19 protein-coding genes and 3 pseudogenes are annotated in these 24,283 nt (G+C 64.2%); 10 read left to right on the top strand and 12 right to left on the bottom strand.

Annotated elements, in window-relative coordinates:
* Nucleotides 1–18: 18 nt before the first annotated feature.
* The gene (locus tag ACFXIV_RS44175; protein ID WP_379403374.1) at nt 19–1,164 is read right to left on the bottom strand and encodes an FAD-dependent monooxygenase; all 1,146 of its coding nucleotides are present in this window, start codon (nt 1,162–1,164) and stop codon (nt 19–21) included.
* A 107-nt stretch (nt 1,165–1,271) separates the two neighbouring features.
* On the opposite strand from ACFXIV_RS44175, the gene ACFXIV_RS44170 reads away from it, so the two are divergent.
* The gene (locus ACFXIV_RS44170; RefSeq protein WP_379403375.1) at nt 1,272–1,859 is read left to right on the top strand and encodes a TetR/AcrR family transcriptional regulator; all 588 of its coding nucleotides are present in this window, start codon (nt 1,272–1,274) and stop codon (nt 1,857–1,859) included.
* A 128-nt stretch (nt 1,860–1,987) separates the two neighbouring features.
* The gene (locus tag ACFXIV_RS44165) at nt 1,988–2,305 is read left to right on the top strand and encodes a transposase (protein ID WP_379421456.1); all 318 of its coding nucleotides are present in this window, start codon (nt 1,988–1,990) and stop codon (nt 2,303–2,305) included.
* A gap of 140 nt (nt 2,306–2,445) precedes the next feature.
* On the opposite strand, the gene ACFXIV_RS44160 is transcribed toward ACFXIV_RS44165, so the two are convergent.
* The 5 genes from ACFXIV_RS44160 to ACFXIV_RS44140 all read right to left on the bottom strand — a co-directional run bounded on the left by ACFXIV_RS44160 (nt 2,446) and on the right by ACFXIV_RS44140 (nt 8,204).
* Nucleotides 2,446–3,330, bottom strand: coding sequence for a PaaX family transcriptional regulator C-terminal domain-containing protein (locus ACFXIV_RS44160; RefSeq protein ID WP_379403376.1), 885 nt, complete (start codon nt 3,328–3,330; stop codon nt 2,446–2,448).
* A gap of 23 nt (nt 3,331–3,353) precedes the next feature.
* Nucleotides 3,354–4,178 carry an acyl-CoA thioesterase gene (locus tag ACFXIV_RS44155; protein WP_379421452.1) on the bottom strand — a complete coding sequence of 275 codons (825 nt, stop codon included), beginning with the start codon at nt 4,176–4,178 and terminating at the stop codon, nt 3,354–3,356.
* 247 nt (nt 4,179–4,425) lie between these two features.
* The gene (locus ACFXIV_RS44150; RefSeq protein WP_379403378.1) at nt 4,426–6,141 is read right to left on the bottom strand and encodes a flavin reductase; all 1,716 of its coding nucleotides are present in this window, start codon (nt 6,139–6,141) and stop codon (nt 4,426–4,428) included.
* Nucleotides 6,138–7,367, bottom strand: a complete 1,230-nt coding sequence (locus ACFXIV_RS44145) for a styrene monooxygenase/indole monooxygenase family protein (RefSeq protein WP_379403379.1) — start codon at nt 7,365–7,367, stop codon at nt 6,138–6,140. The genes ACFXIV_RS44150 and ACFXIV_RS44145 overlap by 4 nt, the downstream gene beginning before the upstream one ends.
* Nucleotides 7,368–7,394: 27 nt before the next feature.
* Nucleotides 7,395–8,204: an SDR family oxidoreductase gene (locus ACFXIV_RS44140; protein ID WP_379403380.1), complete on the bottom strand. Its 810-nt coding sequence runs from the start codon at nt 8,202–8,204 to the stop codon at nt 7,395–7,397.
* 209 nt (nt 8,205–8,413) lie between these two features.
* Between ACFXIV_RS44140 and ACFXIV_RS44135 the strand changes: the two genes are divergently transcribed.
* A complete protein-coding gene (locus tag ACFXIV_RS44135; protein ID WP_379403381.1) occupies nt 8,414–9,412 on the top strand; it encodes an AraC family transcriptional regulator in 999 nt (332 codons plus the stop codon).
* Nucleotides 9,413–9,482: 70 nt separating this feature from the next.
* Here the strand turns inward: ACFXIV_RS44135 and ACFXIV_RS44130 are convergent, their stop codons facing one another.
* The 4 genes from ACFXIV_RS44130 to ACFXIV_RS44115 form a co-directional block, all read right to left on the bottom strand.
* Entirely contained in the window at nt 9,483–11,888 is a 2,406-nt protein-coding gene (locus tag ACFXIV_RS44130) for a bifunctional salicylyl-CoA 5-hydroxylase/oxidoreductase (protein ID WP_379403382.1), read from the bottom strand.
* 7 nt (nt 11,889–11,895) lie between these two features.
* A complete protein-coding gene (locus tag ACFXIV_RS44125) occupies nt 11,896–12,387 on the bottom strand; it encodes an acyl-CoA thioesterase (RefSeq protein ID WP_379403383.1) in 492 nt (163 codons plus the stop codon).
* Nucleotides 12,384–14,000: an AMP-binding protein gene (locus ACFXIV_RS44120; RefSeq protein WP_379403384.1), complete on the bottom strand. Its 1,617-nt coding sequence runs from the start codon at nt 13,998–14,000 to the stop codon at nt 12,384–12,386. The genes ACFXIV_RS44125 and ACFXIV_RS44120 overlap by 4 nt, the downstream gene beginning before the upstream one ends.
* A 102-nt stretch (nt 14,001–14,102) precedes the next feature.
* Entirely contained in the window at nt 14,103–14,507 is a 405-nt protein-coding gene (locus ACFXIV_RS44115) for a RidA family protein (RefSeq protein ID WP_379403385.1), read from the bottom strand.
* Between the two features lie 176 nt (nt 14,508–14,683).
* Between ACFXIV_RS44115 and ACFXIV_RS44110 the strand changes: the two genes are divergently transcribed.
* From ACFXIV_RS44110 to ACFXIV_RS44085, 6 genes are all read left to right on the top strand, one after another.
* A complete protein-coding gene (locus ACFXIV_RS44110) occupies nt 14,684–15,550 on the top strand; it encodes a fumarylacetoacetate hydrolase family protein (protein WP_379403386.1) in 867 nt (288 codons plus the stop codon).
* Nucleotides 15,550–15,987 (top strand): cupin domain-containing protein, encoded by a 438-nt coding sequence (locus tag ACFXIV_RS44105; RefSeq protein ID WP_379390111.1) that lies wholly within the window; start codon nt 15,550–15,552, stop codon nt 15,985–15,987. The genes ACFXIV_RS44110 and ACFXIV_RS44105 overlap by 1 nt, the downstream gene beginning before the upstream one ends.
* A 109-nt stretch (nt 15,988–16,096) precedes the next feature.
* Nucleotides 16,097–17,707 carry a phytoene desaturase family protein gene (locus tag ACFXIV_RS44100; RefSeq protein ID WP_379403387.1) on the top strand — a complete coding sequence of 537 codons (1,611 nt, stop codon included), beginning with the start codon at nt 16,097–16,099 and terminating at the stop codon, nt 17,705–17,707.
* 113 nt (nt 17,708–17,820) lie between these two features.
* On the top strand, nt 17,821–18,591 hold the full coding sequence (locus tag ACFXIV_RS44095; protein ID WP_379403388.1) for a cyclase family protein: 771 nt from the start codon (nt 17,821–17,823) through the stop codon (nt 18,589–18,591).
* A gap of 13 nt (nt 18,592–18,604) precedes the next feature.
* Entirely contained in the window at nt 18,605–20,770 is a 2,166-nt protein-coding gene (locus tag ACFXIV_RS44090; RefSeq protein WP_379403389.1) for a thiamine pyrophosphate-dependent enzyme, read from the top strand.
* Nucleotides 20,767–22,392, top strand: coding sequence for an indolepyruvate oxidoreductase subunit beta family protein (locus tag ACFXIV_RS44085; protein ID WP_379403390.1), 1,626 nt, complete (start codon nt 20,767–20,769; stop codon nt 22,390–22,392). Before ACFXIV_RS44090 ends, ACFXIV_RS44085 begins: the two co-directional genes overlap by 4 nt.
* Nucleotides 22,393–22,437: 45 nt before the next feature.
* On the opposite strand, the pseudogene ACFXIV_RS44080 reads toward ACFXIV_RS44085, so the two are convergent.
* Nucleotides 22,438–22,653: pseudogene (locus ACFXIV_RS44080) on the bottom strand (IS5/IS1182 family transposase); the annotation flags it as partial.
* Nucleotides 22,654–23,090: 437 nt separating this feature from the next.
* Here ACFXIV_RS44080 and ACFXIV_RS44075 point away from each other — a divergent pair.
* Nucleotides 23,091–23,560 (top strand): annotated as a pseudogene (locus tag ACFXIV_RS44075) (transposase); the annotation flags it as partial.
* A gap of 362 nt (nt 23,561–23,922) precedes the next feature.
* On the opposite strand, the pseudogene ACFXIV_RS44070 reads toward ACFXIV_RS44075, so the two are convergent.
* Nucleotides 23,923–24,283, bottom strand: a pseudogene (locus ACFXIV_RS44070) (cytochrome b); the annotation flags it as partial.

Raw genomic sequence — 24,283 nt, 5'->3', positions numbered from 1 at the left:
CGCCATTCCTAATGGTGTTCAGGCTACTGGATTTATCAAGCTGGCAACCGTGGTGCGCGCGAGGCGATCCGATTCAAACCTCTCGACAACACGTCGACGCACAGCAAGAGCGGGCGCAGTGCGCCTGTGAACCATCCATCCATACTGACGAGATTTACGCTGCACGTCCCGGACTCGCTTGTACCTGCTGGCTTGGAAGCGATGCAACGCGTCCGCAATTTCAGTCGAGTCGACCAGGATTCGAGCCAGTGTGATCGCATCCTCGATTGCCATAGAACCACCCTGCCCGAGGTCCGGGGACATGGCGTGCGCCGCGTCTCCGATCAGAACTACTCGCCTCGAGATCCACCCGGGTAGGATTACCTGTTCGATATCGCCGTAATGGATCGCATCCTCATCCGGATTCGAATCCACGATATACCTGGCCGGTCCCTTGAAATCGCTGAACAGCTCACGCAGAAGATTCATATTCTCGGACGGATCCCGCACAGCGCCTCGAGCGGAAAGAAAAGTAGAGTACGAATACAGCAGATCTTCACCAATTGGAAGTATCCCCATTCTCCGACCACTACCCCAGAGTTCGCACATACCTTCGAACCCCTGCGGTCGCGGGATAACTACTCGAATCGCGCAGTATCCGACATATTGGCGCTCAACCTCTCCAAAGACCAGTTTCCTGACCTTTGAATTTCGCCCATCTGCCCCGACGACGAGGTCGTACTCCGCGCTGGTCCCGTCGCTAAATTCTGCGACCACACTCTTGGTGAGCTCCCTCAATGCGGTCACAGTAATCCCGAGCCGCGGACTATTCTCGAGCGAGCCGGCGAGGACGTCATGCAGAGCCCCGCGATGTATCCCGGTTGTTGACGTTCCGTAGACATCCGCCACGGAGCTGAACCGGAATCCGTTCATGCGGTTGCCATCCGAGTCCAGGACAGTCACACTGTTGAGCGAAACCCCACGCTCCTGGACCGCACTCCCCAATCCAATGGAGTTCAACGCCAGAATTCCGTTGAATCCGATCGCAATTCCAGAACCGACTGGGCGCCATTCGGGCGCGAGGTCGACCACATCAGCCGAAGCGCCGTGCCGCTTCAAAGCGGCAGCAAACGTCAATCCAGCAATCCCGCCACCGACAATCAAGATCCTCTGTGGTATCGCCACCAATACTCCTTTAGCGCCCAGCCTGCTTTACTACACTCTTAGCAGTTCTTGCTACAGTTGTAGACCTACTTACTAGGGCTGTCAAGTGTGGATGGGATACTGACCTCATGCGACAGAGTTCAGATGTCATCGACCGCCGTGCCCGCCTGCTTGATGCCGCAATACAGGTGATCGGCACGAAGGGCCTCGCAGCGGTCACGCACCGGTCGGTGCAGGAGACCGCCGGCGTACCGCACGGGGCTGTCACTTACTACTTCGGTACCCGTAACGATCTGGTGGTAGCCGCAGTCGAGCGCCTCGCCGAACTCGACGAGAAGCGCCTGACCGACCTCATGCACGAGCTGATGCTGGTACTGGCCCGCCGTTCACCTGAGCCGGACTACGACTCGCTTCAGCAAGCTCTCGTCGAATGGATCGAAAGTGACCCGATCCACCAAATCGCAAGGTACGAGGTACTACTGGAAGGCACCCGAAATCCTGCGGTTCGAGCCGCCGTCAGCAGTGGCGCTGCCGCGATGTGGCGTGCGGTCAGGCCGATCGCCGTTGCAGCCGGTTCCGACGACCCCGATCATGATGCCCGCATCATCGTGGCACTGCTCGACGGCCTGATCTTCGATCGATTCACACGCGCACCCGACGATCTGACTCCCCTGCGCCATGGGCTGGAGCGAGTGCTGAATACCTGGCATCCGTAGACAGCTTGCTGTCGTCGCACCGTCAGCCGTCTACGCCGCGTTCTCCCACCGGTGGACCGGCGGGCAAGTCACTGCGATCCACACCGGATTGCGCGCGGCCTGTCGCCGCGCCGTGAGATGCGAACCCGATCCGACCGCAGCGGTCCTCGACTCGCAGTGGATCTGCGCCGCCGGAACTGTCGGCGGCAACAGCCGGTTTCGACGCCGAGAAGAAAGTGGCAGGCCGCAAACGCCACGTCATCGTCGACTGTTTGGGCCTGCTGCAGGTTGTGCTGGTCACCGGCGCGAGCACCCAGGACCACGACTGCGCCCGGCCGGCCCTGGCACAGCTGCGGGGAACTGTTCAACACCATCAGCCTCATCTGGGCCGACAGCACCTACATCGGCAGTCTGGCCGACTGGGCGAAATCTGTTCTTGCCCTGAGCATCTCCGGCGTGTCGACTGATGACGGGCCGCGGATCTCCCTGCATCGAAGAGGCGCTGTGCGCGCGGCGATCGACCATAGCGGATCAAGCATGGAGTCGACGCCGGTCGAGATCGGTTGTGACGCGGCAGCCCAACATTCGGATCGACTGGCGTTGGGGCTCAGCGTTCCTTCCGCGCCGAGACCCGTCTCTTCGCGCGCTGCCCATGAATCACGGCCAGCGCGTGCTTCTGGGCGAGTATCGCGAGGGCCTCGTTCAGTTCGTCGAACAAGGTGCCGGCAGCCTCCCCGTTCCATGCCGGGGGCAGTAGTGACAATGGGAGACCGGGATCACGGTACGGTAGTCGGCGCCATTCGGTCAGTATCGGGACGTAAAGCTGGAACGCTTCCTGCGGGGCGATATTCGTCGCAGTTACCTGATAGAGGACGGGCCGATACCGCTGTAGGAAGTCTGTGTACAGCTGAGTGAGCTCTGGCAGATTCCACCATTGGCGCACCTTCGCGCGCATGTCACCGAATCCGAGGTGGCGGCCGGTGAACATGTCGACGTAGCCGGACAACTCGCGACGGTCCAACATCTGACGGGTCTCTCGGGCCAGCGTTCCGGGGCCGACCCAGACTCCCGGTGCTGCGGTGCCGAAGCCGAGCCGGGTCAGGCTCGATCGGAGCGCGTGGCGTTTCTCGCGCTCCGACTCGGGCACAGAGAAAACGACCAGAATCCAACCGTCTTCCTCGGATGCCCTGGCACGATGGAAGATTCTCACATCGCCTTCGGCCAACGCCTCGAGCGTCGATTCCGAAAGGGAGTATCCGACCGCACCGGCGTTCTGCTCGCTCAGTAGTACGCCGCGCCGCTTGAGCCGTGATATGGAGGATCGGACCGCCTGGGCATCTATCCCCAGATCTGCCATCAGCGCGATAACCGACGCCGTCGACAGCCAGTTGCCTTCGGCACGCGCGCACAGACCGAAGATGGTGATGATCAACTGAGCGAGGCGAGCTTCGCGTCCGCGCACATTCGGCACCACTTCCAGCCCTGTCGTCATATTTGCACCATACGTCCCCTGGGTCACGAGGCGCGAATCATTCCCTCCTGCAAGACAGTTGCCAGGTGACGCTGGTCGCGGTCATAGAAGCGACCGATTCCGACGCCACGCCCGGCGTCGGCGGCGACCGCTTCCTGAACGTAGAGCAGCCAGTCGCCGACCCGGCCGGGGCGGTGAAACCACATCGCGTGGTCGAGGCTGGCGGTGACCAGGCCGGGCCGGGCCCAAGGCAGGTCGAGCACTCGCAGGACAGGTTCGAGGATGGTGTAGTCACAGACGTAGGCGAGGGCGGCGAGGTCGCGTTGGGCATCGGTGAGACCGTCGACCGGGCGAAGCGGGTCGAATGGTTTCACCCACACCGCTTGGTGCGGTGCCCGCTTTCCTTCAACCGTTAGGTATACAGGGCCCGGTACGTGGCGCATGTCGAAGCTTCGGCCTTCGGACCAGTAGGTTTTCGACTCGTCGGTCATGGTCCCGCCGTGACGGTCGGCGAGATATCGCGCGGAGCTGGGCAACTCGTCCGGATCGGGGACGCGAGTCGCAATGCGCCCGGCGAAGGTGCCGCCGGATTCACCAGCAGCGAAGTTCGCCAGGCAGACGTAGACCGGCCTGCCGTTCTGATAACCCCGAACCTGGCGGGTGCTGTAGCCACGCCCATCTCGCAGCAACTCCACCTCGTAGCGCACTACCGCCCCGATATCGGCAGGGCGGAGGAAGTAACTGTGCATCGAATGCAGCGTCTTGCCATCGGTCACGGACCGCATCGCCGACGCCGCGGCCTGAGCCACCAGATCGCCTCCATAAGCCTTGGGCCATGGACATGGCTGGGTAGTGGCGTCGAAGGCCAAATCGAAGTGCTGCGGCTCGGTCGGCGTCAGCGTTACCGCCGCAGTGAAGATCGTGGATGTGGTCGGGGTTTCGGTCTGCATCGATCCGTCCGTTCAGAGCCTAGCCCGCAGGTACGAACTACGGCGGCGGTTTATATAGAGTCATTGTTTCGATCGTCACAGACAATCTACATTATAGGACGAGGTGGTGGCCACACGACCGCAACCACTACCTTCCGGACGACCGGTGGACGAGCACCCTTGTCGTTCAAGAGAAGTCGGGATGATCGGCGGCGATTCGATAACCCCCGGAGTGGAAGACCAGCGGCTGACCATTACAGGTGTCGAACTGCTCGACCTCGCCGATGAAAATGACATGATCACCGGCTTCCACCCTCTGCACGGTCCGGCACTGGAAGCGGGCGATGCTGTTGTCCAGCAAAGGAACTCCCGCGATGCCGTCGTGGTGGGCCACACCCGCGAACTTGTCCGGCGCGGGCGTGGCGAACTGCCGCGAGAGCTCGTGCTGGTCGACGGCGAGCACGTTCACGGCGAAATGCGACGCCGCGACGAGGTCGGGCAGACTCGGCGCCTTCTTGGCCGGGCACCAGGCGACCAGCGGTGGATCCAGCGAGACCGAGGTGAACGAGTTGGCCGTCACCCCGACCTTGCGGCCATCAGGTGCGCGTGAGGTCACGACCGTGACACCAGTCGCGTATAGCCCGAGGGCATTTCGCAAGGCCCGCAGGTCGACCGCATTCGATTCGGACCGGACCACATCGAGCATGCGCTCGGCATCGGACCGGTCGAACCACCAGTCGTGCACGGCGCTCGGGTCGTCGAATCCAGCCGCGAACAACCCGGCCACCGCCGGCTCGTCCGCGGCGATCCGCACGAAATCCAGTACATGCTCGGGGATCTCGGTGAGCATGCGGTTGGTCCACGCCACGGACCACCGCCCCCAGTTGCGCCAGAAGGATTCGAATACCTCATGCATCCACTCGGTGTCGAATACCTTCGCGCCGTGCCGCAATACCGCATCGAGGTAGATACCTGCCGCATGGACAGCGTTGTTCGCGCCCTGCGCGGTCAGCGGATCATTGAGCACCACCGCGTCGGCCAGGCCCAGCACCGGATGTCCGGACGCGGTGAAGGCCACCGGCCGTCGCACCGTGGGCGTCAACCGGCCGCGCAGCACACCGCCGTCATCGGTCAGCTCGATGTCGCGGGCTCGGGCCGCGATCTTCGGAAACGCGTCGTCGAGGACCTCCACGCACCGTTGCAGATGCTCCTCCGGTGTCTTGACGTTGTCGAAGCGATCCATCGGTCCGCCCGGGATCGCTTCGACGACTACGATCGAGCACGGGCCGGAGGTGGTGAGCGCAGGCAGCGTGATCACTTCCCCTGCCCCCGGCATCACCGAGATTGTGAGGTCGGCGCCGGAGTCGTCGGGCAGCAGTCCGCGCACATACGCCACGGCCAGTGCCCGCTTCGGGCGGTCGTACGGCGACCGCACCCGATCGCGGACGAACATCCGGCCCAGGTCTCCGGTACCGGTAGCTACGATGGTCAGACTATGTTGTGCCGCAAGGGAATCCAGACGTTCTACGGTGACGTCCTCGACGTGGAAGCTCCCGCCCTCGGCGATGAACGCCTCGATCAAGGCGGCGCAGACCACACGCTGGTCGATCGAGTAGGCAGAAGTCTCGAACGCCGAAACCACTTCCCCCACACCGTCGATGCTCAGAGCAAGACGGTCGATAGCGGGGGCATCTTCGTCGACGTCGACGATACGGCGCAGGACCCGTAAGGCTGACCCGAACAGGCATTGACTCGACAGCACCGAACCGGTCCGGACCTCGTCGGGGTGGCGGTCGCCGATCAGGGTTACCGTGCAACCGTGGCGCCGCAGCCCCAACGCCAGCAAGGCTCCGGCCTGTCCTGCCCCGATGATGGCGATACGGTGGGGTTCTTGGGCGTTCATGCCGCCGGAGCGAGGTCGTCGAGGTACGACCGCGCGCTGTCGGGGTCCATGAACCAGTGGAAGAAGTCCCGCGGATCGTCGAAACCGTTGGCGAAGCGACGAGCGATACGCGGACTCGTTCCGGCCGCGCCCAACATCGCCAGTACGTGTTCGGGTGGAGGAACCAGCAGCCCGTTGGTCCAGGTCACCACGTACTTCGCGTAGTCCCAATACCTTTCGAACGTGTCGTGCATGAACTGCCGGTCGAAGGGGCGCTCGTCGTGCTCGAGGATGCTCGCCAGATAGGAGGCGGCGCATTTGGAGGCGTTGTTGGATCCCTGCCCGGTGACAGGGTCGTTGAGCACGACGACGTCGGCCATGCCGAGCACGGGAGCACCCGAAGGAAGCACCCCGATCGGGCGGCGCACGGTGGGCGGGAAGCGACCGGCGAGCATGCCCAGGTCGTCGGTGAGCTCGAGGTCGCGGCAACGTTCGGCCTCCCACGGCAGGTAGGTTTCGACGATCTTCTTCGCGGTCTCGAGGTGCTGGTGCGGGTCGGTGACACCACCGAAGCAGTCCATCGGACCGCCGGGCACACCCTCGATGACCATGATCTCGCACGGGCCGGTCGTGGTCAGCGCCGGGAATACGAAGTACTCGCCGATTCCGGGAACCATATTGAACGACACTGCCGAATACGGTTCGCGGGGTACCATGCCGGTCACGTATGTGAGCGACAACGCCCGTTGCGGTCGATCGAATGTCGAACGGGCCGAGTCACGTTCGAACATCTTGGCAATGTCACCCTTGCCTGCCGCCAGCAGCACCAGGTCGGACTCGCGCGCATATCTCTCGAGGTCGTCGAGGGTGGCATCATGGATGTCGAGGTGACCACCGCGGCCTTCGAATTCGCCCATCCAGCGTGGCATCTTCACCCGCTGGTCGACAGATTGCGCCGGAAGGTCCAGCCGGGAAGCCCAGGAGATCGCCTTACCCCCTTTGTCGTCGGGAACAGTGAACGCGATGCCGTCCACATCCGGACATCCCTCGGCCCAGAAATCCAGACCGAGTACATGTTCTCTGGCCAGCGAGCTGCCGAACATGCACTGGCTGGAGGTCACCTGGCCGGTGAAGATCTCTTCGGGGGTGCGGTTCGACACGATCCGGACGTCGTATCCGGCATCCAGCAGACCCATGCCGAGCTGCAGGCCGGACTGACCGGCACCGATGATGGTGATGGTACGCATTGTGTTCCTTTGGTTTTCGGGTTCGGGTCAGTGCGCCGGAGCGCTCTCGGCGGCGAGTTGTGGGATGGCACTCACGGTCTGCTCCGGGCCGAGAGCGGAGTAGCCGCCGTCGACGGGCCAGTCGGCGCCGGTGACGAACGACGCCGCTTCGGAGGCGAGAAAGGCGATCACACGCCCCACCTCGGATGGGTCGCCGGTGCGGGCGAGCAAGTGGAAGGGCGCCGCGACGGAGTCGGTGTGCGCGCGGTCGCCGGCGGAAAGCTCATCCATGATTTTCGACCAGGTCCAGCCCGGGCTCACCGAATTCACCCGGATACCGTCAGCGGCGTAATCCAACGCCATGCTGCGGGTGACCTGGGCGATTGCGGCCTTGCTTGCTGGGTATACCCACCGACCGGCCTGCGCGACCTTCGCCGAAATCGAGCTCAGGTTGACGATGGCTCCACGGCTCCGCGCCAGATGGGGGCGGGCGTTGGCAGCGAACAGCACCGCGCTGACCAAGTTGACGTCCAGGGTCCGCAACCAGGTTGCCCGGTCGGTGTCGGCGCCATCGTCTCCGTACGAGCAGGCCAGATTGACCAGGACATCGAGCGATCCGAACCTTTCGACCGTCGTACTGACGCAACGTCGGATGGACTCATCGCTGGTGATGTCGGTCCGGACGAACGCGGCCCGGTCGAACTTCTCGGCAACCGCCGCGCCGCCCACCTCGTCGATATCGGCTACCACCACCTGCGCGCCCGCGGCGACGAGCTCGGCGACGACGCCAGTCCCGAACAGGGTGGCGCCACCTGTGACGATCGCCGTCTTCGTGGACAGTGAGATTGGGGTTGACATGCCGCCCTCCGAACTACACACGCTAATGTGACCCGAGTCACGGTAAGGAGCGGCTGGACCGTCGGCTATCCCGCAAACGCGGAGCTTGTCCGCACAGCGTCGATCCGTCGGTTCTTGACACGCATGACGCCGGAGTGGAACAAACTGGTAACGCGCAATCATGACGATGGTCAATAGGACGATATGCGCGCGTGTCGCCTGGAGGAAGCATGAACGACGACGAGCGCCCGCTCAGCCGATACCGCCTAGCGGCCTCCAGCGACCCTGACGTCGTACGCGACACCGTCGGCCAGGCCTTCTGCGACCACCGGCTATCACCACTGAGCCGCGGGAGCGGACTCGACGCACACTTCAACGGCCTGCGCTGGAACAGCGTGGGCGTGTACTACCTGGAGTACGGCACCGATGTTCGCATCGACCCACGCGACCTCGACGACTTCTACCTCGTCCAGGTCCCGCTCGTCGGTCGCGCCACGATCACCGTTGGAGCCGAAAGTTTCACCTCCACACCGGAAGTGGCCTCGGTACTCGAACCCGGACCGCGAGTATCGATGTCGTGGGAAGGGGCGAATCGGCAGCTGCTGCTGCGCTTGGATCGCGCATCGGTTCACGACGTGCTGCGCAAGAAGATCGGAAGGGAACCGACCACGCCCCTCACGTTCACCCCGCGGATGGATCTCACGACCCCGGCCGGCCGCACCTGGAGCGGGCTGTTCAAGGTGTTGACCGATGCCGTCGGCTCGGCCGAGATCCCGGAATCCATACCTGTCCGGGAATTCGAAGGGCTCCTCGTCAGCCAATTGCTGCTCGGCCAGCCGAACAACTACCGCGACGAGCTCGACCGGCGACCACAACCGACCGTGGCCCGGCCCATCGCACAGGCCGCAGACCTGATCGAAGCCCACGCCCATGAACCCCTCACCATCGACGACATTGCCGAGGCAATCGGCGTGAGCACACGCACGCTCCAGGACGGTTTCCGCCGCTATTACGACACGACACCGATGGCATACCTGCGCGATGTACGACTGCGGCGCGTGCGGACCGACCTGTTGCAGGCCGATCCGACAACCGCCACGGTGACCGATATCGCGATCCGGTGGGGATTCCTGCACCCGGGCCGTTTCTCGATCCTTTACCGCGATCGCTATGGCGAATCGCCGTCGCAGACGCTTCGACTGGAACGTGACCGCACCGTCCGGAAATAGCCTGCACCACAATGCAAATCCCCCGCCCGTAGCCGGGCGGGGGACGTAAACAGATCCTGCGTGAAAGTACTCAGCGACTCACACCGACGCCCGGCGGCTGCCAGCGTCGCCGGAGGGTCGTTGCCCCTTCGGCAGCGCGGATCAACTCGAGACGCGGGGGCGGGCCGTCGGTGCGGCCGTTAGGCGGTTTGCGGTTACCAGCGCGGAAGGGCGCGGGCCATTCCGCCGCCTCGCCGACATACTGCTGGTCCACCGCGGCGTGCAGTGTCCACTGCGGATCCCACAGATGAGCGCGGCCGATCGCCACCAGGTCGGCACGCCCGGCGAGCAGGACCGAATTGACATCGTCGTAGGAGGAGATGGCACCGACCGCCACCACCGAGATGCCGTGGGGCACGCCGACCTCTTGCCGGATCCGGTCCGCGAACGGCGTCTGATAACTGCGCCCGAACGCAGGCTTCTCATGCTTGACCACCTGGCCAGAGGACACATGCAGCACATCGGCTCCGTGTTCGGCGAATGCACGAGCGATCTCGACAGCGTCGTCGACGGTGTTGCCCCCCTCGGCCCAGTCGGTGGCCGAAATGCGCACCGACAGTGGCCGATCCGCGGGCCACACCGCTCGGATCGCATCGAAGACGCGCAGCGGGAAGCGTAAACGGTTCTCGAGTGAGCCGCCGAAATCATCGGTGCGCTGATTGGCCAGCGCGGAGAGGAAAGAAGACAGCAGATATCCATGCGCGCAGTGCAGTTCGAGCAGATCGAATCCGGCGCGGGCGGCGGCCTGGCCCGACCGAGCGAACTGTTCGGTGATCTCGTCCATCTCCTCGCACGTGATCTCGCGCGGGGTGCGGCTGTCGGGTCCGTACGGGATGGCCGACGGGGCGACGGTGTCCCAGCCGCCGGTGTCCAGCGGGTCGTCGATGCCCTCCCACATGACCTTGGTGGCGCCCTTGCGGCCGGAATGCCCCAGTTGCACACCAATCTTCGAGCGGGAATTGGCGTGCACGAAGTCTACGACCCGGGCCCACGCCCGCTCTTGTTCGCTGGTGTACAGCCCCGCGCAACCGGGCGTGATGCGCCCCTCCGGCGACACACACACCATCTCGGTCATTACCAGCCCAGCACCGCCGAGCGCCTTGCTGCCCAGATGCACCAGGTGGAAATCGGTGGGCACACCGTCGACGGCGGAGTACATGTCCATCGGCGAGACGATGATCCGGTTGGGTAGCTCGATTCCCTTGAGCCGCAGAGGATAGAACATGGGCGGACGAGTTTCGTCGCCGATCACTGCCGCGTTCCGCGGGGTGTCGTCCTGGATCGAGAGGTACCACCCGTCGATCCGATTCACGAATCCGTTATCACGCAGCCGCAGGTTGTCGTAGGTGATGCGGCGACTGCGCGTGAGGAGATTGAAGGCGAACTGATCCGGCGCTTGATCGGTGTAGTTGCCGATGGCTTCGAACCACTCCAGGCTGGCCTGGGCTGCCCGTTGAATGGACTCCACGACCGGTCGTCGCTCCTGCTCGTACTTTTCCAGACCGGTTGCAACGGAGTCGTTTTCGTGCAGACAGGCGGCGAGCGCGAGGGCATCTTCCATGGCCAGTTTCGTGCCCGAGCCGATGGAGAAGTGCGCGGTATGCGCGGCATCGCCCATCAGCACGACATTGCCGTGCCGCCACGTCCGGTTGCGGACCGTGGTGAAGTCGATCCACCGCGAGTTGTTGGCCTGCAGACCGTGGCCGTCCAACTCGTCGGCCAGGATCTCCGCCAGTAGCGCAATGGACTTCTCGTCGTTCTCGCCGGGCAAAAATGCGCGGTCGGCGAACACGTCGAAACCGGCTTTCCGCCACACGGATTCGTGCATCTCCACGATGAATGTGCTCTGCTCGGCACTGAGCGGATAGCCGTGTACCTGCATGATCCCGTACGGCGTGTGCTTGATGAAGAACTCGAATGCCTCGAACACCCGGTCGGTGCCCAGCCACATGTACTTGTTGTGCCGCCGATCCAGATCCGGGCCGAACACATCCGCGAAACGGGTCCGCACCACGGAGCTGAGACCATCGGCCGCAAGCACCAGATCATGGGTGGCGGACAACTCCTCCACATCCGGAGCGAGCGTGCGGAAATGGATGGTGACACCCAGATCAGCGCATCGCCGCTGCAAGATATGCAGCAACTCCTTGCGGCTCATCGCCGCGAACCCCTGGCCGCCGGAGGTGCGGACCTCACCACGGTAGTGGATATCGATGTCGCTCCAGCGGGCGAATTGCTCGCTCATCGCACGATAGATCTCCTCGTCGGCATGCTCGATGCCACCGAGGGTCTCGTCGGAGAAAACCACACCGAAACCGAAGGTGTCGTCGGGAGCATTGCGCTCCCAGATGGTGATGTCGTGGGTAGGTTCGAGTTGTTTCATCAAGGCGGAGAAGTACAGCCCCGCGGGCCCTCCGCCGATCACGGCGATACGCATGCAAGCCTCACACTCTTCGGGTCGAAGTCGGTTCGAATTCAGTTGGCTGCCCGTTGGACTCGACCGAGCCGAATTCGGGCAGCGGGGCGCCGCGCAAGGCCGCGGCAATGTTGTCGGGCCATGGCAGCGAGCCCCTGTCGGTGCTGGGCACATGGGCGGCTGTCAGGGCGCCACGGGCCGCGATCGTCGACGGTTCCGGCAGTGACGGCTGCGTCACCGCGGGGATCCTGGTGATGATGAAGTCGTACCGGAGCGAGGATCGGCCGACTTTGCCCACCGACAGGCTGATCGACGCGGTATCGCCGAACCAGAGGCGCTCCAGGTAGTCGACCTCGTATCGCACTCGCGGAATACGGCCGAACAGCCAGCGCAGCCCGATTCGGTCGAGCAGTGCAGCTTCGGCCGCCTCCACCCAGCGCACGACCGTACTGTGGTGGTAGTGCCCAGCCGCATCGGTGTCCTGCCAGTCCACAACGCGCTCGATCACGATGTCGGTCATCGCGTCCCCCAGTTCTCGCGCACCTTGAACCGCTGTAGCTTGCCGCTGGGATTGCGGGGCAGACTGTCGACGAATTCGATACTGCGCGGGTACTTGTACGGTGCCGCAGTGCTTTTGGCGAAGTCCTGGAGCTCCCGAGCCTTCGCCGCGTCGCCCGCGACGCCCGGCCGGAGCACCACCGCCGCGTGTACGATCATGCCGCGGTCCTCATCGGGAACCCCGATCACAGCACTCTCAACCACATCCGGGTGCTGGTCGAGGACCGCCTCGACCTCCGGTGCACCGATGTTGTACCCGGCCGAGACGATCATGTCGTCGCTGCGGGCGTGGTACCAGAAGTAGCCGTCGGCATCGCGAGTGTAGGTGTCGCCGGTCAGATTCCAGCCATTGCGCACACACTGGCGCTGACGGGGATCGGCCAGATACCGGCACCCGGTTGGTCCCTGCACCGCCAGCCGGCCGGGAGTGCCATCCGGTACCGGATTGCCGTCGTCGTCCTGGATCTCGGCACGAAATCCGGGCACGACCCTACCGGTGGAGCCGGGGCGGATGTCGTCGTCAGCCGCCGAGATGAAGACGTGGAGGAGCTCGGTGCCACCGAGGCCATTGATGATCTTCAGCCCGGTCCGTTCGTGAAACCGCCCGAAAACGGCTTCGGTCAGATGTTCGCCGGCCGAAACGCACCGGCGCAGGGATTTCAGGCGCTCCGGATCGTCGCGCTTGATCAAAGACTTGTACGCGGTCGGCGCAGTGAAAAGCACTGTCACCGAAAACTTCTCGATCGCGGCTACGAGCGCATCCGGATCGGGCTTCTCCAACAGCACGACCGACGCTCCGACGGATAGCGGGAACATCACCAGCCCACCGAGGCCGAAAGTGAATGCCAAAGGCGGTGTCCCGATGAAGACATCAGCGCCGTGCGGTCGCAGCACTTGTGCGGAGAAGGTGTCGGCAATGGCCAGCACGTCGCGGTGGAAGTGCATGGCGACCTTCGGCATTCCGGTCGTACCCGAGGTCGGCGCAAGCAGCACCACGTCGTCGGCACTGGTCCGCACATCGGTGTAGGCGACCGGTTTCGCTGCTGCCCTGCGGATCAGGTCATCGTCACCTGGCCCGCCGACCGAGGCGATACGCAAGGCCGTGTCGGCCGCGGACAGTTCGTCGAGCAGTCGGTGATCACATAAAGCTAGCGCCGGGCGGGTCAGCTCGATCAGCTTGGTCAGCTCGGGAGCACGCAGCAGAGGCATGGTGGTCACCACCACCCCACCCGCCTTGACGACACCGAACCAGCAGGCAACCAGCCACGGGGTATTGGGAGCGCGCAACAGCACACGGTTTCCGGGAACCAGGCCGTAGTCTTCGGCCAGCACATGCGCAATCTGGTTCGCACGGTCGAGAAGATCGCCGTAGGTCCAAGTTTCGGACTCGGAGTGCAGGCAGGGCCTGGCCCGGCCATGGACCGCTACCGTCGCATCGAGCAAGGCGCTCGCGCAGTTGAGTCGATCGGGGTAGCGCAACCCCGCCAGGTCGAAGACCAGATCGGGCCAGTCGGCTTCGGGCGGGAGATTGTCCCGGCAGAAGGTGTCTTTGTGCGCGGAGGGTGTGAGCATCATGCTCGGCCCTTTCGAACTGGTGAGGCCAATACATTCTCATTGCTTTTAGCTAACCGCCGTCGATGTCGCGCCATGTTCGGAGGCTGCACCGAGCCGGTGACATCACGCCTGTTCGGAGCCCAGCGCGGCTACGGCCTGAATCTCCACGAGCGCCTCGGGTTGCCAGAGCGCGGTGACACCGATGCCGGCCATCGCCGGGTACGCCTCGCCAACCAACTCGCGCCAGAGCTGGCCGATTTCCTTGGCGTTTGCCTGATAGCCGGGAATGTCCAGCAGATAGATGGTCACCGACAGCAGATTCTGCGGCTTTCCACCCGCAGCCTCGAGCGCCGCGATCACATTGGCCAGCGCCTGCCGGAACTGGGCGACGATCCCGCCGTCGACGATCGTCCCCTCGGGTGTCAGGGCCGTCTGGCCCGCCAGATGAACGATGTCGCGATACCGCGTGGCGTGGGAGAACCCGGAGGGTTTCGCCAGCTCGGGCGGATTGATGTGGTCGACGAGCATGATCGCCTCTTTCTCGCGGAGACCCACCGGGCGGCGAGCCTATTCGAAGTGGGGGTGGCCCGAACCACAATATGGTGTTAGATTCATCGTCGTCAATAGAACGCTATACACGAGCTGCCGCTCCTCGCGTTCGAAGCCGCCCGGGCAACCCGGCTGAATTCCTGGAGTCTCCAGCGATGCGTTTGCGAACAGTTCTCTGCGACGACCACGGCAGTCGCGCCGAAGTCCGCGCCGACGGACAGTGGTACGCGACGACGGCCACCGACGTCGGCGCACTGCTCTCAAACCAGAACTGGCGCTCGGTCCGACCGCTGCCGGGCGAGCAGCCGCCGCCCGGGCGGGCGGCGCCGGTAGTGACAGCGCCGACCAAGATCGTGTGCTGCGGGCACAATTACCGCGCCCACATCGCCGAGATGGGTCGATCCGCCCCCGAATTCCCCACGCTCTTCGCAAAATTCGCCGACACTCTCACAGCCTGGGACGCCGACATCGTCCTGCCCGGCCCGGCCGAGGCGGTGCTGTTCGACTGGGAGGCCGAACTCGCGATCGTCGTGGGCGCCACTCTGCGCCGGGCCGATCGCGACACGGCGCGGGCAGCCATAGCCGGATACACCGTCGCGAATGACTTCTCGGTGCGCGACTGGCAGCGGCGAACTTCGCAGTGGTTGCAAGGCAAGGCATTCGACGCCACCACTCCACTGGGTCCTGATCTGGTGACGCCCGACGAGGCCGACCCCACCGATGGCCTCCGCATCGTCTGCCGAGTCAACGGCGCCGAGGAGCAGACCGGGGTGACCGACGACCTTGTCTTCGACCCGGCGACCCTGCTGTCGTACATCTCCGCGTTCACCGTGCTGCGTCCCGGAGACGTCGTATTGACCGGCACCCCGGGGGGTGTCGGCATCGCGGCAGACCCGCCGCGCTACCTGCGTGCCGGCGATGTCGTAGAGACCGAAATCGAGGGCATCGGCCTGCTACGCAATCGAATCACTTTGTCCCCCAATGATATCGAGCCCGCCCAGCGGGACGGAAAGGAATCATGATGACCAGCGACTCCACCATCCAGGTCGCTCCGATTGTCACCAGAGCCGGAGCGGAGTACACCGAGACGGCACAGTCCGGTGGCGCGGTACGCGTCTCGGGCGTGAGCCCGCAGCACACCCCGGCGACCAAGATCTGGTACGGCAAGGTGACCAACGAACCCGGCTACCGTTCCTTGCCCCATCACCACGGCGAAGCCGAGACCGGCGGCTATGTCCTCACCGGGAAGGCACGCATCTACTACGGGGAGAACTATGAGGAGTACGTCGATATGAGTGAAGGCGATTTCGTATTCGTGCCACCGTTCATGCCGCACGTGGAGGTGAACATGAGCACCACCGAGAAGCTGGTCTGGCTCACCTGCCGCACTCCGGACAATATCGTCGTCAACCTGCCCGATGTCGACGATTCCATCCTGGTTGGATACCGGCAGGCGTGAGATTCGGCTCGGGTCGCACCATCGGCCCGAGCCGTTGGACAGCACGATCCGGACAGATGCCGCGCGCAGCGTATAGCCGAGCAAGTGCCGCAACCATACCGTGCGTCCTATGACCGACATCACAACCGAAGCCGACGCGATTGTCGTCGGCTCAGGGGTCAACGGCCTGGTGGCCGCGGCCGAGTTGGCACTGGCCGGCTGGTCGGTGCAGTTGCTGGAGCGTAATGCGGAGATCGGCGGATTCATCGCCACCGAAGAACGCACTCTTCCCGGCTACCGGCACGACACCTACTCGTCCTGGCATCCATTGTTCGTCTCCGGCGCCGCCTATGCGAGCCTCGGACCCTACCTGCATGAACACGGACTCGAATTCCGCAACACCGAAGAATGGGTGACCGCCAGCGTTGCCGATGACGGCCGCGCCACCATCGCACACCGCGATCCGGAACGCACCGTCATGGAGTTCGCTGACCCCGAAGACCGAACCGCATATCTCGCGATGCTGGCCCAGCTTGCGGCGAGTGCGGCACCGATCGGCGGACTGATGGATGCCGAACTACGCTCGCCATCCGCCCTCCGACCGCTGGCCGGTCTGATCCGCGGTGGGCGACGCGGCACTGAAGACTGGCTGCGGATGGCACTCACCAGCGGTCGTGCATTCGCGCGCCGCGCGTTTCGCGGCCACGAGGTCGATCACCTCTATGCACCGTGGCTGCTGCACGCCGGTCTCTCTCCGGATCATGCTTCAGGCGGACTGATGATGCCGTTGCTCGCGGCCACCCTGCACGGGGCCGGATTGCCGGTGGTTGCCGGCGGATCCGCCGGACTGCTGACAGCGTTCAAGTCGCTGCTGCATTCCCTGGGCGTCGAGGTGCGAACTTCCACCTCCGTGGAGCGGATCCTGGTGGACCACGGCCGAGCAGTCGGGGTCGTCGCCAATGGCCACGCCACATACGCCCGCCGCGCGGTGCTCGCTTCGGTGACGCCAACCGCCTTGTACGACAAGCTATTACCACCTGAGGCAGTGTCATCCACCATCCGGGCCGAGGCTGCGACCTTCCGCTACGGCCGCGCGGAAATGCAAGTCCATGTCGCTTTGTCGGCGCAGCTGGACTGGGCCGACACCCGATTGCGGGACATTCCGTTGATTCACGTCTCCGATGGATCCGACAGCACCGGAATCGCCTGCGCCGAGGCCGAAGCCGGGCTGCTCCCCCGCCGACCGACCGTCGTCGTCGGCCAGCAGTACCTGCTCGACCCCAGCAGGGTGCCGGATGGTACCGCCGCACTCTGGCTGCAACTGCAGGAAGTCCCATTCGCACCGGTAGGCGATGCGGCCGGAGCGCTGGATACAACTGATGGCTGGACTCCGGCGCTGGCACGGAGTTTCGCCGATCGTGTATTGGCGCGAATCGCCACCCACGCCCCCGACCTTCCCCGGAAAGTGCTCGCGGTCGACGTCATTACCCCGGCAGATTTGGCCGCACACAACCCGAATGCCGTCACGGGCGATCCCTACGGGGGTTCGTGCGAATTGGACCAAAGTTACCTGTGGCGCCCCCTGCCCTCCGCCGGACGGCACGCGACACCTGTGTCCGGATTGTGGCAGATCGGCGCATCCACGCATCCCGGTCCCGGCTTGAGCGGCGGATCGGGACACCTCGTAGCGCGAACCCTCACACGAAATCGCAAGCTGCGCAGACTGTTCCGCGCACGTTGAAGAGCGCCGCCGGTGGACTGCACCAGCCGGACAACCGCCGCATTCAGCGGATAGCTCGGCCCGACCAGCCCGCACCAGACTTCGAAACCAGTTACCTCACCCCAGGAGCCACGATGTCACTGCTCAAGACCGTCATCGAAGCGACCCGCTCCGGCGCTGTCGACATCATCGATCTCACTACTCCGTTGCAGGAGTCCACCCCGATCCTGCAGCTGCCGCCACCGCTGGCCAACACCGTCCCGTTCCGGCTCGAGGAGATCAGCCGCTACGACGACCGCGGGCCCGCCTGGTACTGGAACAACATCCACACCGGCGAGCACACGGGCACCCATCTCGACGCACCGGTGCACTGGTTGAGCGGCCGTGACGGACACGATGTCTCACAAGCCCCGATGCGCACATTGTTCGCGCCCGTTGCAATGATCGACATGACCGCTGAGGTCGCGGCCGACCCGGAATTCCTGTTGGAAATCGATCACATCCGCCGCTGGGAGAAAGAGCACGGACCGCTCCCGGCGGGCGGCTGGCTACTGTATCGCACCGGATGGGAATCCCGAGGTGAGGATGCCGCCGCGTTCACCAATGACGGGCGCACACCTGGCGTTTCCGCCGCTTGCGCCAAGTGGCTGGCCGAAGGGTCTGCACTGACCGGACTCGGCGTGGAAACCGTCGGCACCGACGCCGGCGCAGCCGCTGGGTTCGAACCGCCCTTCCCGTGCCACAGCCAGCTGCTGGGCGCCAACAAATGGGGCCTGACCAGTCTGCGCAACCTCGCCCGGCTGCCCGCCACCGGCGCCCTGCTGATCGTGTCCCCGCTGCCGATCGTCGGCGGGTCCGGCAGCCCGGCGCGGGTGCTCGCACTCGTCGAACGCGACGCCGGATAAGGGAGGGAAAACCATGGCGGAACGGTCTTTTACGAACGAGGTCGGCAAACTGCGGCAGGGCTCCGGTACGACCCTGCATGTGGAGGGCATCCTGGCAGTCACGAAGGCGCTGCTGCAGGCCGGCGTCGCCTACGTCGGCGGCTACCAGGGTGCACCGATCTCCCATCTCATGGACGTGCTCGGCGATTCCAAAGACGTACTCGACGAGCTCGGCGTCTATTTCGAAAACAGCGCCTCGGAAGCTACCGCGGCGGCGATGCTGGCCGCATCGGTGCACTATCCGCTACGTGGCGCGGTCACATGGAAGTCAACCGTGGGCACCAACGTTGCTGCCGACGCCCTGGCGAATCTGGCCAGCGGCGGCGTCATCGGCGGAGCACTCATCATTCTCGGCGAGGACTACGGCGAGGGCTCCAGCATCATGCAGGAGCGTTCACACGCGTTCGCAATGAAATCGCAGATGTGGCTGTTGGATCCGCGGCCGAACATCACCGCGATCGTGGACGCGGTCAAATCCGGCTTCGAATTGTCGGAGGCGAGCAACACCCCTGTGTTCTTGCTGCTGCGGCTGCGCTCTTGTCACCTGCATGGAGCATTCGAGGCCGAAGACAACAAGCGGCCTCCGATGACGGTCACCGAAGCGACCCAGCAGCCCACTCGCGACGTGAGTCGAATCGTGCTGCCGCCAGCCAACTTTCAACATGAGAAGGAAAAGATCGAAAACCGATGGCCTGCCGCGGTGAAGCACATCCGCGACCACGGGCTCAATGAGGTGTTCGGCGATGACCTTGCCGACGTCGGGATCATCGTTCAAGGAGGGCTGTACAACACCCTCAACCGGTCGATGGAACTGCTCGGCTGCTCGGATGCGTTCGGCAACACTCGGGTACCGCTGTACGTAATGAACGTTGCCTACCCGGTGATCGACGAAGAAGTCATCGAATTCTGCACTGGCAAGCGCTCGGTGCTGCTGATCGAAGAAGGCCAGCCGGACTTCATCGAGCAGAACATCAATGCCGTCCTGCGCCGTGCTGGCATACCCACCGAACTGCACGGCAAGGACATGCTGACCATGGCGGGCGAGTACACCTCGCTGGTCGTCACGCGTGGAGTGCACGCCTTCCTCAGCAGCTATCTGCCCGAGGTGATCACTGCCGAACCCGCGCTCCTGCGCTCGGCCGATGACCCGGCCAGCCCGTTCGCGGTCCGCGTCGAGCCGCACAGTGTGCGGCCCCGTCCGCCCGGGCTGTGCACCGGATGTCCAGAGCGACCTATCTTCAGCGGATTGAAACTCGCCGAACGCGAAACGGGCGAACATCACATCAGTGCCGACATCGGCTGTCACTTGTTTTCGATAAACGCGCCGTTCGATCTGGGGGCGACAACCATGGGCTATGGCCTCGGTTCGGCGGCTGCGGCGGCGCTGAACTCGAAGGGCTCCGACCGCCGAACCATCGCGATGATGGGCGACGGGGGCTTCTGGCACAACGGGCTGAGCAGCGGCGTCGGCAACGCGGTCTTCAACAAGAACGACCAGCTACTGGTAGTCGTCGACAACGACTATGCGGCCGCCACCGGAGGTCAGGACGTGCTCTCCTCGCACGCCGACCTGCCGACCCGCTCCACGAAACATCCCATCGAGAGGGCCGTCCGCGGCATCGGTGTCAACTGGGCCAAGACAATAGACAACACCTACGACGTCACCACCGTGCGCGACACCTTCGTCGATGCGCTCACCACCGATGAGACAGGGCCGAAAGTCCTTGTCATGCAAAGCGAATGCCAGCTCAACCGGCAACGACGTGAGAAGCCGCAGCGGGCACAGGCCTTGCAGGCCGGCAAGCGGGTGGTCCGCGAACGTTTCGGCGTCGACCCGGAGACCTGCACCGGCGACCACGCCTGCATCCGCATCTCCGGCTGCCCGTCGCTGACCATCACCGACAACCCCGACCCCATGCGCACCGATCCAATCGCGACCGTGCTCGACAGCTGCGTCGGATGCGGAGTGTGCGGCGCCAACGCGCATGCGGCCGTGTTGTGCCCGTCCTTCTACCGAACGGACGTTGTCTACAACCCCACCCGGCGCGATCACATGCTGGCCCGGCTGCGCAACTGGTGGATCAACATGCTCGCGCGCGGAATAGAGCGCCGCGCCGCCGGATTCGAGGTAACACCATGACAGGTTGGTACACAGGGCAGCGCCCCATAACACTCGCGATCCTGGCCATGGGCGGCGAAGGCGGGGGCGTACTCTCCGACTGGATCGTGGAAGTCGCCGAGTCAGCCGACTACTTCGCCCAGACCACGTCTGTACCCGGTGTCGCCCAGCGCACCGGATCCACCGTGTACTACGTTGAACTGTTCCCACCCTCCCGAACCGGCCACACCACCGGAACCGGACGCAACGAACCTGTGCTGAGCGTGTTCCCCACCCCCGGCGAAGTGGACATCGTGATCGCCTCCGAGCTGATGGAAGCAGCCCGCGCCGTCCAACGTGGTTTCACAACACCGGATCGAACCACCCTGTTCACCTCCACACACAGGGTGTATTCGATCGACGAGAAGATGGCTCTCGGCGACGGTCGGGTCGACAGCGCGACGCTTCTGGACGCGGCCCGGCGCGGATCGAAGCGATTGATAGCGTCCGATTTCATGGCAGTAGCCGAGCACCACCGCAGCGTGATCAGTGCGGCGCTGTTCGGCGCCGTGGCCGGATCCGGCGTATTACCGTTCACCCGAGAACAATTCGAAGAGCCGATTCGCGGCTTCGGCAAAGGGATCGAACAGTCCCTGCGTGCGTTCGCCGACGGCTTCAGCGCTGCCGCCGCACCGACAGTCACCGAACCCCCGATCCCACCACAAACTTCACAGCCAGTGGAATTGACCCTCATTCCCCGGCCGCTTACCGCCGACGAGCGCAAGGCACGAGAAGAAGAGCGCCGCACCGAAATAGCCGCCATCGACCCGGGAGAGCTCGTCGGCCCCAAACTGCGGAAGCTCGCGGAATCCGTCAGAGATCTCCCGCCTGCGGCGCGGTCCATGATCCTGCACGGCCTGGTCCGCACCGCGGTGTATCAGAACACTTCGTACTCCCGGCTATATCTGAGTCGCGTGAGGGAAATCGCGGCAGTAGATCCCGATGCCGAGGGCGGCGCACTGCTCACCATCGAAGCGGCCCGGCACGTCGCACTGTGGATGTGCTATCAGGACACTATTCAGGTTGCGCTGCAAAAAATCCGGCGACACCGCATGGATCGTATCCGCTCCGAGGCGCGTGCCGAACCGGACCAGCTGATTCAGGTCCGCGAGTACCTCCACCCACAGATCGACGAGATCACCGACACCATGCCGGCTCGAGTCGGCTCGGTCCTGCGCCGCTCCAGCACATTCCAGCGTCTGGTCCGAAAATTCACCCGTCGAGGCATGACTGTCAATACCAGCTCCATCACCGGCTACACCGCACTGTCGATAACAGCCCGACTTCGCCCTCTGCGCCCACGATCATTGCGCTATCAGCGCGAACAGCATGCCATCGGCGAATGGCTGAAAGCAGCATCGACCGCCGCCCCACTCGATGCCGACCTCGCTCGCGAGATCCTCGAATGCCAATGTGTGCTCAAGGGCTACGGCGCCACCTTCGAAAACGGCACCGACAGTTTCGGAAAACTCATGCACGCTGCCCACAAACTAACCGGGCACCCAGATGCAGCCGAACGACTCTCGAAGCTTCGGGCGGCCGCACTCGCCGACGAGACCGATACAGCTCTGACCATCGAGCTCGCTGCAGCGGTGCCCAGCTGACGATCCTCTAAAGGCAACGCGTCGGGAATCCCGGCACGACCGGCGCTTGCCTGGGTCGTCGTAATCATGGGCTCGGCACCGCGTGTCGATGAGTTCCGCGGCCCCGGGAACCGGGCGGCGGACCCGGCAGATCGCCGCAATCAACTACGTCACCGTTTCCTGGGTGGCGACCGCGTAGAGTACTACCGAATCCAACGCGCGACGTATCTAGCCTTGCAGCACAACGGTTTTGGCAGCCACCGCACGCAGGGAATCGATCACAGTGATCGTTCGGCCATTCGGCCGTAGCGACTCCTATTGCGTCCCCTGGCCCGTGAGAGTCCAGACCCGGTAGCCGGCCTCAGCGCCGGCCCGCGCCGCGGATCGGTCATGGGGACGAACTCATCACCGAGTGGGCCGATAGCCAGATCGCCGATCCGAACCAGCGCACGCTCGCCATAGCGACCGCACCGCGCCCTCCCGCACGTCGGGAAGCTGGGTGCGGGCCACCCGCCAGACGTCGTGGCCACCCGCACTCGTTCTGTCCGAGGCCAGGCCTGGCCAGCGGCGCTCGAGGCCTGCCCTGCTACCCCCTAGCTCACCCATTTGCGGACCGTCTCCGGCGTCCCGACCCCGAGCAGATCGGCAACCGCTTTCATCGCCGCCCACTCCGACTCGTGCTCACCCTTGATCTCGGCGAACATCCGCACTGACTGGGCCCCGCTTACGACGCCGACGGGCAGGTCCGGGATTGGCCTGGATAGAGGATGCGGCTGATCGTCCGGAAAGAACACCCGTACCCGGGCGCACAGCTGCAGTTCACCGACGTCGACGGGCTGCGGCTGACCGCGTTCGTCATCAATACCGGCCGTGATCGGCTCCCGGACCTGGAATTACGGCACCGCCGCCGCGCCCGCCGCCAAGACCGCATCCGTGCCGCGAAGGACACCTGCCTGCGCAACTTGCCCTTCCGCAACTTCGATGCCCACCGAATCTGGCTGACAATCGTCGCCCTCGCACTGGATCTGACCGCCTGGCTACAGACCATCGCCTTGGGCGACCACTCGCCCGCCACTGGGAACCGAAAACCCTTCGCCTGCAACTCTTCCCACTACCCGCCCGCATCGCCCGCTATGCCCCGCGCACCCGCCTCCACCTGTCCCGGCAGGCCCCCACGCCGGCCTCCTGATCACCGCCCTCGACTTCCTGCAGTCAGGCTGACCAGCACGAAACCGCCCCGACGAGCAACGAAAGGACCGTTCACCGGGTCACCTTACCGCTCAATTACAATTACGACATAATATTTCGTAAGCACGGTAGGCATCTTCGGGAAAGACCAGGATGCCGAAGAATTCGCGTCCTTCGGACGTCTTCCTAGAGCGTAATGCAGGGGTTACGGTCGCGCGCACATCGTGAACGTAAAGAATCTGCAAGACAAGGCGCGCGGCCGCTTTCTCAAACACCGTTGCTGCTGTAACCAGAAGCCCGTAGTCATAATTTTCAAACCGCGCAGGTGAAGGAACTTCATACACGTTATGTCGCGAGTACCGATCAGCTCTCATGTGTACCTGCGATTTCCTCTTCATCGCTCTGGGCCAAGCCTTTCGCCTGATACTCACGCAGCACTCCGAGCTGTGATTTTTCCGCATCATGGTGGATCTGGGCGATCGTGACCGCTTCCTCGGACGGGTCAGGACGCAGGAAGGAGCCGGTGCCGGGCTTGCCCGCGGAGCCCAGCTTGGCCATCTTCTTGGGCACCGGGGCGCCCTGGTACTCCAGCGAAATCGGGTGGCCGTGCGAGTCGGCTGGCCCCAGCAGCTGGTGCACCTCGATGTACTCACCGTGCGGAAGCCGCTTGATGACACCGGTTTCGATGCCGTGCTCGAGCACCGCACGGTCACTGCGCTGCAGG

Origin of the sequence: Nocardia sp. NPDC059236 (assembly GCF_042754085.1) — a bacterium.
In the GTDB taxonomy this organism is placed as follows: Bacteria; Actinomycetota; Actinomycetes; order Mycobacteriales; family Mycobacteriaceae; genus Nocardia.
This window is presented reverse-complemented; position numbering and strand designations above follow the sequence as displayed.

Bases quoted from the DNA above. Each gene is read 5' to 3' on its own strand.
- ACFXIV_RS44145 (WP_379403379.1), bottom strand. From the start codon at position 7,367: ATGCGTACCATCACCATCATCGGTGCCGGTCAGTCCGGCCTGCAGCTC.
- ACFXIV_RS44130 (WP_379403382.1), bottom strand. From the start codon at position 11,888: ATGCGTATCGCCGTGATCGGCGGAGGGCCCGCGGGGCTGTACTTCTCC.
- ACFXIV_RS44100 (WP_379403387.1), top strand. From the start codon at position 16,097: ATGACCGACATCACAACCGAAGCCGACGCGATTGTCGTCGGCTCAGGG.
- ACFXIV_RS44090 (WP_379403389.1), top strand. From the start codon at position 18,605: ATGGCGGAACGGTCTTTTACGAACGAGGTCGGCAAACTGCGGCAGGGC.
- ACFXIV_RS44160 (WP_379403376.1), bottom strand. From the start codon at position 3,330: ATGACGACAGGGCTGGAAGTGGTGCCGAATGTGCGCGGACGCGAAGCT.
- ACFXIV_RS44150 (WP_379403378.1), bottom strand. From the start codon at position 6,141: ATGAACGCCCAAGAACCCCACCGTATCGCCATCATCGGGGCAGGACAG.
- ACFXIV_RS44105 (WP_379390111.1), top strand. From the start codon at position 15,550: ATGACCAGCGACTCCACCATCCAGGTCGCTCCGATTGTCACCAGAGCC.
- ACFXIV_RS44125 (WP_379403383.1), bottom strand. From the start codon at position 12,387: ATGACCGACATCGTGATCGAGCGCGTTGTGGACTGGCAGGACACCGAT.
- ACFXIV_RS44110 (WP_379403386.1), top strand. From the start codon at position 14,684: ATGCGTTTGCGAACAGTTCTCTGCGACGACCACGGCAGTCGCGCCGAA.
- ACFXIV_RS44115 (WP_379403385.1), bottom strand. From the start codon at position 14,507: ATGCTCGTCGACCACATCAATCCGCCCGAGCTGGCGAAACCCTCCGGG.
- ACFXIV_RS44170 (WP_379403375.1), top strand. From the start codon at position 1,272: ATGCGACAGAGTTCAGATGTCATCGACCGCCGTGCCCGCCTGCTTGAT.
- ACFXIV_RS44095 (WP_379403388.1), top strand. From the start codon at position 17,821: ATGTCACTGCTCAAGACCGTCATCGAAGCGACCCGCTCCGGCGCTGTC.
- ACFXIV_RS44085 (WP_379403390.1), top strand. From the start codon at position 20,767: ATGACAGGTTGGTACACAGGGCAGCGCCCCATAACACTCGCGATCCTG.
- ACFXIV_RS44135 (WP_379403381.1), top strand. From the start codon at position 8,414: ATGAACGACGACGAGCGCCCGCTCAGCCGATACCGCCTAGCGGCCTCC.
- ACFXIV_RS44120 (WP_379403384.1), bottom strand. From the start codon at position 14,000: ATGATGCTCACACCCTCCGCGCACAAAGACACCTTCTGCCGGGACAAT.
- ACFXIV_RS44140 (WP_379403380.1), bottom strand. From the start codon at position 8,204: ATGTCAACCCCAATCTCACTGTCCACGAAGACGGCGATCGTCACAGGT.